The following is a 5,946-nucleotide window of genomic DNA, read 5'->3' as shown; positions in this document are numbered from 1 at the left end:
ACAAGGAACGATCGCCCAAGAAATCTTTCAACAATATCAAGAGCCTATCGATGCTATTTTTGTAGCTATCGGTGGTGGTGGTCTCATTGCTGGAATTGGCGAATATGTCAAAGCAGTCAGCCCTAAGACCAAAGTAATCGGCGTACAGTCAGTTGACTCAGATGCAATGCGACGATCGCTCGAAGCTAACAAGCGTATCGAGATGAAAGACGTAGGCCTCTTCTCTGATGGCACGGCAGTCAAACTCGTTGGGAAAGAAACTTTCCGCATCTGTAAACGCGTAGTCGATGACATCATTACTGTCGATACCGATGAGATCTGCGCTGCCATCAACGATGTCTTCACAGATACCCGCAGCATTCTGGAGCCCGCTGGTGCCTTAGCGATTGCCGGCATGAAGAAGTATGTTGAAAAACATCGCCTAAAAAAGAAAACACTAGTAGCGATAGCTTGTGGCGCGAATATGAATTTCAGTCGCTTACGCTTTGTGGCTGAGCGTGCTGACGTTGGTGAATTCCGCGAAGCTGTTTTTGCCGTGACCATTCCCGAAGAGCGCGGCTCTTTTAGGCGCTTTTGTGAATTACTAGGCAATCGCAATGTTACTGAATTTAACTATCGCATTGCTGATCAGAGCGAAGCACATATTTTTGTAGGAATTGGTACGCAGAAGGCGACAGATAGCACAACAATTGCAAAGCATTTTCGTAAAGCAAAATTTGCAACCATCGATCTCACTCATGATGAGTTAGCGAAGTCTCACCTCCGTCATATGGTAGGCGGTCGCTCCACCCTAGCTCAAGATGAACTGCTTTACCGCTTTGAATTTCCGGAGCGCCCAGGCGCTTTGATGAAGTTCCTTACCAGCATGGCGCCTAATTGGAATATCAGCCTGTTCCATTACCGCAATCACGGCGCAGACTATGGTCGTATCTTGGTAGGTCTTCAGGTTCCCAAAAATGAACAGAAGAAATTTCAAAGCTTCCTAGCATCACTTGGCTATCCTCATTGGAACGAAACCGATAATCCCGCTTACCGTTTATTCCTAAAATGAGATTCAATCCATAAGATCGAATTAGTCAATGTCATACACACTTACCGGAAAACTCGTCGTCGCGATTTCATCGCGTGCGTTGTTTGATTTCGAAGAAGAAAACCGCATCTTCGAATCAACTGATGACAGCGCCTACATGAAGTTGCAATTAGAGCGTTTATCTCATGCCGCTCAAACAGGTGTTGCTTTTCCATTGGTAAAAAAATTGCTCGCTTTCAATGAAGAAGGTGAACAACGTGTTGAGGTGGTGATTCTCTCTCGCAATGACCCAGTTAGTGGCTTACGTGTCTTTCGCTCAGCCGAACATCACGGCCTACATTTAGAGCGCGGTGTATTTACAAGAGGTCGCCCACCCTATCATTACCTTCGTTCGCTACATGCCAACTTATTTCTCTCGGCTAATGAAGATGATGTGCGCGCCACGATTGAGGCAGGGTTTCCTGCTGCGCGCGTATATCCAGAGTCGAGCAAAACTGCAGAGTCTCACCCCAATGAAATTCGCATTGCCTTTGACGGTGATGCCGTTCTATTTTCGGATGAAGCTGAGCAAGTATTTCAGAGTGAAGGCTTGGTAGCCTTTGTCGATCATGAAAGCAAGAAGGCAGCGATTCCTCTACCACCAGGTCCATTTAAACCTTTGTTAGAAGCACTACACCGCTTGCAACGCACCACTAGCGAGAAAGGTATGCGCATTCGCACCGCCTTAGTGACAGCTCGTTCAGCACCCGCGCATGAGCGCGCCATTCGCACACTCATGGCTTGGGGCATCGATGTTGATGAGGCCATGTTCCTTGGTGGGCTCTCCAAAAGCGAATTCCTACGCGAGTTTGAACCAGACTTTTTCTTTGATGACCAAACGGGTCACTGCCAATCGGCCGCATCAGTGGCGCCTACTGGGCACGTTATATCTGGCGTCTCTAATAAACCCAAAAACTAATGTCTACACTTCCTCTTGGTAAGGCAACGGAATATCCTGATCAATACGATCCGAGTTTGCTCTTCCCCATTCCGCGCTCTGAGAATCGCTTCAAGTTAGATATCAAACCAAATCAAGCATTGCCTTTTGTAGGCGTTGATATTTGGAATGCCTTTGAGCTCGGTTGGCTCAATAAAAAAGGGAAGCCCCAGATTGCTCTAGCAGAATTTCAGATTCCAGCGGACTCGCCAAACATGATTGAATCCAAGTCATTCAAGCTTTATCTGAATAGCCTCAATAGCGCCCGCTTTGAAGATGAAGTGGAAGTCCGCGAAAGATTGATTGCGGATCTATCAGCAGTGTCTGGCAGCAAGATTGCGACTCGCATCAACCCCACTGAAGCAGTTGCCAAAAAAGGAATGCAGGAGATGAGTGGCGTTCTCATGGATCGCCTCGATATTGAGATCGATCCGAGTCTATCAGCTGATCCTGCCTTGCTAGAAGTGAATGAATCTTTTGGACCAATCGAGCAATGTTTAGTTTCTCATTTACTCAAATCGAATTGCCCAGTGACCGGTCAACCAGATTGGGCTAGTGTGCAAATTCGCTACCAAGGCCGTCCAATTTTGGAAGAAGGTTTACTGCGCTACCTGATCGGATTTAGGCAAAAAGGTGAGTTTCACGAACATTGTGTTGAGACCATCTTCACTGATATCAAGCGCCAGTGCAAACCAGAAAAACTCTCCGTCTACGCTCGTTATACCCGACGAGGCGGCCTGGATATCAACCCCTTTAGAACTGATCACAATGCACCTTGGCCAGAGAATACACGCCATGCAAGGCAATAACTAAGGCTCAAGCTCCTGTTTTGACGGTGCTACGCTGAGGCCATATATCAGCTCAAGATTTTTTTGAATACTGGGTGCTTGTGAGAAACAGCTTTTTACTAATGCCGGGTTTGCATACCAATCAACATCGCCCTTTGCTTCATCAATAAATGATTTCATAACAATAGCGCTATCGACATCATTAAGTCCTGCGGTCTTGAGTTTTGTAAAACCCAAAGAGCAAGATTTTGCCAAATCAGGGCCTTCTGCTTTAGAAATACGCTGCAGCAAACTAGGAGCAGAGCTATTTAAGATCTGCATAAAATTTTGACCTAAGCCTAGCATTTGAGAGTTCAAAATGTATTCGGAAGAAAGATTTTCTCTGCTTGCCAACCCCTCAATATGAGACGCCGCTGGATAAAACATGCTGCGAAAAAATTGAAACTCTAGTTTCACGGTAAATAGAGGTTGCTTTTCTGATTTAGGATCTTTTTGCAATCTCAGGATTTGCTTATCAGTCAAACTGCCAACGCTTTGATCAATTTTATAGACTGGGATCTCAACCGCTCGAATTCCTTGCCTCAATTCTGGCCAGCTAAAACTAACAGGCGCCTTGGCATCAACCATTCCTTGCAAAAGACTATTGGCCTTCTTTTGTGTCTCACCCACCACTGCATTGCCAACTGTTGCTGAAATCCCACCAATAGCCGCAGCTGAACCGCCAGTTGCCACCATTGCGGCAGCCCCCAACAGTAATTTGGCAGATCCGATGAAATCCTGGTTAGAGTCGCTAGAACTTCTCACATTGAGCACTATCGAAAGTGCGCCTGGGTTGAATATGGAATGGGTACCGAGCACAGTCATTGGGACTACCGATAAAGGAGCGCTACTCAGCGAAGCGCACTCAGAGCCACCCTCTCTGCCGTCAAAAGTAGCAATTGGAATTTCTAACTTATCGAGTTTACTTTTGAAGCCCTGCGTCAGGACAGATAACACTAATTGTGTTTTATCAGACCCCCAAAAACTTCGACTCGCCATTTGAGTGCAACTGCTGACGGGAATCACTTCAGAGCTAATCGTGATATATCCATCATTGCCTCGCCCATCATGCAGCCAATCTGGAGGCTCCCCTCTAACAAATGAGGGGTTCATATCTGGAAAGAAAAAAGCTGCGGCTAGAGATAGCCGGGGGAAAGCAACAATGCTAACGGCTAAGAATGCCAAAAGTGGAAATTTGTGTATCCCTAGCGATTTCATGGATTCATTTTAAGGTGAATACAGCAAACTCGAGGTCATCCGTTCGCTTAGAAAAAAGAAAACCCCAGGAAGCGTTGGCCTGCTGGGGTAAATTGCTAGGCAGTCAAATGACCGCTATCACCTCAATCAAAACGGAATATCGTCATCCATTGCGCCTAGGGATGCAGCATTTGAAGATGCTGGTGCAGATTGCTCAGCCGGCTTTGAACGGCTGTAACTTTCACCACCATCACCACCGCCACCTACTGGCTTGCCACCAAGCATTTGCATTGTTTCTGCAACGATCTCAGTGGAATATTTTTCTTGGCCACTCGCATCAGTCCATTTACGTGTGCGTAAACGGCCTTCTACATAAACCTGTGAACCCTTTTTGAGATATTGGCCAGCGATCTCTGCTAGTTTTCCAAAGAATGCAACGCGGTGCCATTCTGTGGTTTCTTTCATTTCGCCAGACTGCTTATCTTTGTAACGATCTGATGTCGCTACTGAAATGTTTGTTACGGCGTCGCCGCTTGGCATGTAACGTGTTTCTGGGTCGCGCCCTACGTTACCTACGATGATGACTTTATTTACCGAAGCCATGTTGTCTCCCGAAGAAAAATACTGCTGTTATTACTACTAAAAAAATAAACTACTCACCGTAATTCAACCAATGAAGCTACGGTTATGTTGTTGCTGTGACATCCTTTGATTCCGAAGCCCTTGTTGGCATCGAACCCATTGACCAAGCAATTATAAGCCAGCATAAAAGCAGTACTGCACCCAAAACAAAGACCGATAAATCCCCATGGCTATCCATCAAGTAACCCCCAATTACAGCGCCGGTAAAGAGGCCAATCGACTGTGTGGTGTTGTAAACACCCAATGCCGTACCCTTACATTCTTTGGCAAAACGAGAGACTAATGATGGTTGCAATGCTTCAAGTAAGTTAAAGCCCACAAAGTAAATTAATAATGCAATAGCGATGCCAGTAATTGAGTGGGTGCTTGTAAAGACAAATTCTGCAAGAAGGAGTAGCACAATTGCTAACAACAAGATCGTTCTTAACTGCTGCTTCTTTTCACCAAAAATCAGAATTGGTGCCATTAAGAAAAAGGAGAGCAAAACAACTGGGAGATAAACTTGCCAATGTGATGCCAAGGGTAAGCCGGCTTCCACCAATAAGCGCGGTACCACCAAGAACATGGCCACTTGAGTTGCATGCAATACAAATACCCCTGCATTGAGACGCATCAATTCAGGACGCAGAAATACCTCCTTCAAACTGGCTTGTTGCACCTTGGGCTCAGGCTTAGTACTTGGCAAAATATAGCAGGCAACAAACATCGCCCCAACACCTAAGACTGCCAAGACTACAAAGATTCCGCTCAAACTAATCAAGCGATAAATTGGTGCAGCAATTACTAGCGATAAAGCAAATGAAAGTGCAATACTGCCTCCCACCAAGGCCATTGCGCGTGTACGAACCTGCTCACGCGTTAAATCAGCAACCCAGGCAGAAATCGCTGCTGAAACTGCGCCAGCGCCCATCACCCCACGCCCAATAGCGATCCAGAGCAGGTCATCCTGAGCAGCGCAAATTAAGGCGCCAGCGACAAATAAGGAAAGCCCCCATAAAACAACTGGTTTTCGGCCGATCCGGTCAGAAAGACGGCCTAAAGGGATATAGAAGCAGGCCTGAACAATATTGAAGATACCAAGTGTCAAGCCAACCCACAGGGCGTGCTCCCCGCCCGGCAAGCCGTGTGCATGAATGCTGAAAACAGGCAAAAGCAGAAATAGGCCCAACATACGTAGGCCAAAGATGCCTGCTAAGGCCAGAGTGGAGCGAAGTTCAGAAGGATTCATGGGAAAGGGCTATATTAACAAGTTACGCTAAAAAATCATGAATAAC

At 46.3% G+C, this 5,946-nt stretch carries 6 protein-coding genes; 3 read left to right on the top strand and 3 right to left on the bottom strand.

The genetic code is table 11. The features are described 5' to 3' along the window. The 3 genes from ilvA to queF all read left to right on the top strand — a co-directional run. Positions 1-1,051 (top strand): threonine ammonia-lyase, biosynthetic (ilvA, locus tag B7X71_RS10740; protein ID WP_293600725.1); only part of this gene is annotated, 1,051 nt, incomplete at its 5' end. 28 nt (positions 1,052-1,079) lie between these two features. Beyond that, on the top strand, positions 1,080-1,988 hold the full coding sequence (locus tag B7X71_RS10735; protein WP_293598409.1) for a 5'-nucleotidase: 909 nt from the start codon (positions 1,080-1,082) through the stop codon (positions 1,986-1,988). Further along, a complete protein-coding gene (queF, locus tag B7X71_RS10730; RefSeq protein WP_293598408.1) occupies positions 1,988-2,815 on the top strand; it encodes an NADPH-dependent 7-cyano-7-deazaguanine reductase QueF in 828 nt (275 codons plus the stop codon). Before B7X71_RS10735 ends, queF begins: the two co-directional genes overlap by 1 nt. On the opposite strand, the gene B7X71_RS10725 is transcribed toward queF, so the two are convergent. The 3 genes from B7X71_RS10725 to B7X71_RS10715 all read right to left on the bottom strand — a co-directional run bounded on the left by B7X71_RS10725 (position 2,816) and on the right by B7X71_RS10715 (position 5,900). Then, complete coding sequence (locus tag B7X71_RS10725) at positions 2,816-4,051, bottom strand: hypothetical protein (RefSeq protein WP_293598407.1); 1,236 nt, start codon at positions 4,049-4,051, stop codon at positions 2,816-2,818. A gap of 126 nt (positions 4,052-4,177) precedes the next feature. Further along, the gene (gene ssb, locus B7X71_RS10720; RefSeq protein WP_015422053.1) at positions 4,178-4,633 is read right to left on the bottom strand and encodes a single-stranded DNA-binding protein; all 456 of its coding nucleotides are present in this window, start codon (positions 4,631-4,633) and stop codon (positions 4,178-4,180) included. Positions 4,634-4,715: 82 nt separating this feature from the next. Continuing rightward, a complete protein-coding gene (locus tag B7X71_RS10715; RefSeq protein ID WP_293598406.1) occupies positions 4,716-5,900 on the bottom strand; it encodes an MFS transporter in 1,185 nt (394 codons plus the stop codon). Between the last annotated feature and the right edge of the window lie 46 nt (positions 5,901-5,946).

The organism is Polynucleobacter sp. 39-46-10, from assembly GCF_002282275.1.
The sequence above is the reverse complement of the archived record's forward strand: the minus strand, read 5'-3'. Positions and strand labels throughout refer to the sequence as shown.

What these genes read in the sequence shown, in the direction of transcription:
- ssb (WP_015422053.1), bottom strand. Translation starts at nt 4,633, where the DNA reads ATGGCTTCGGTAAATAAAGTCATCATCGTAGGTAACGTAGGGCGCGAC.
- B7X71_RS10715 (WP_293598406.1), bottom strand. Translation starts at nt 5,900, where the DNA reads ATGAATCCTTCTGAACTTCGCTCCACTCTGGCCTTAGCAGGCATCTTT.
- B7X71_RS10735 (WP_293598409.1), top strand. Translation starts at nt 1,080, where the DNA reads ATGTCATACACACTTACCGGAAAACTCGTCGTCGCGATTTCATCGCGT.
- B7X71_RS10725 (WP_293598407.1), bottom strand. Translation starts at nt 4,051, where the DNA reads ATGAAATCGCTAGGGATACACAAATTTCCACTTTTGGCATTCTTAGCC.
- queF (WP_293598408.1), top strand. Translation starts at nt 1,988, where the DNA reads ATGTCTACACTTCCTCTTGGTAAGGCAACGGAATATCCTGATCAATAC.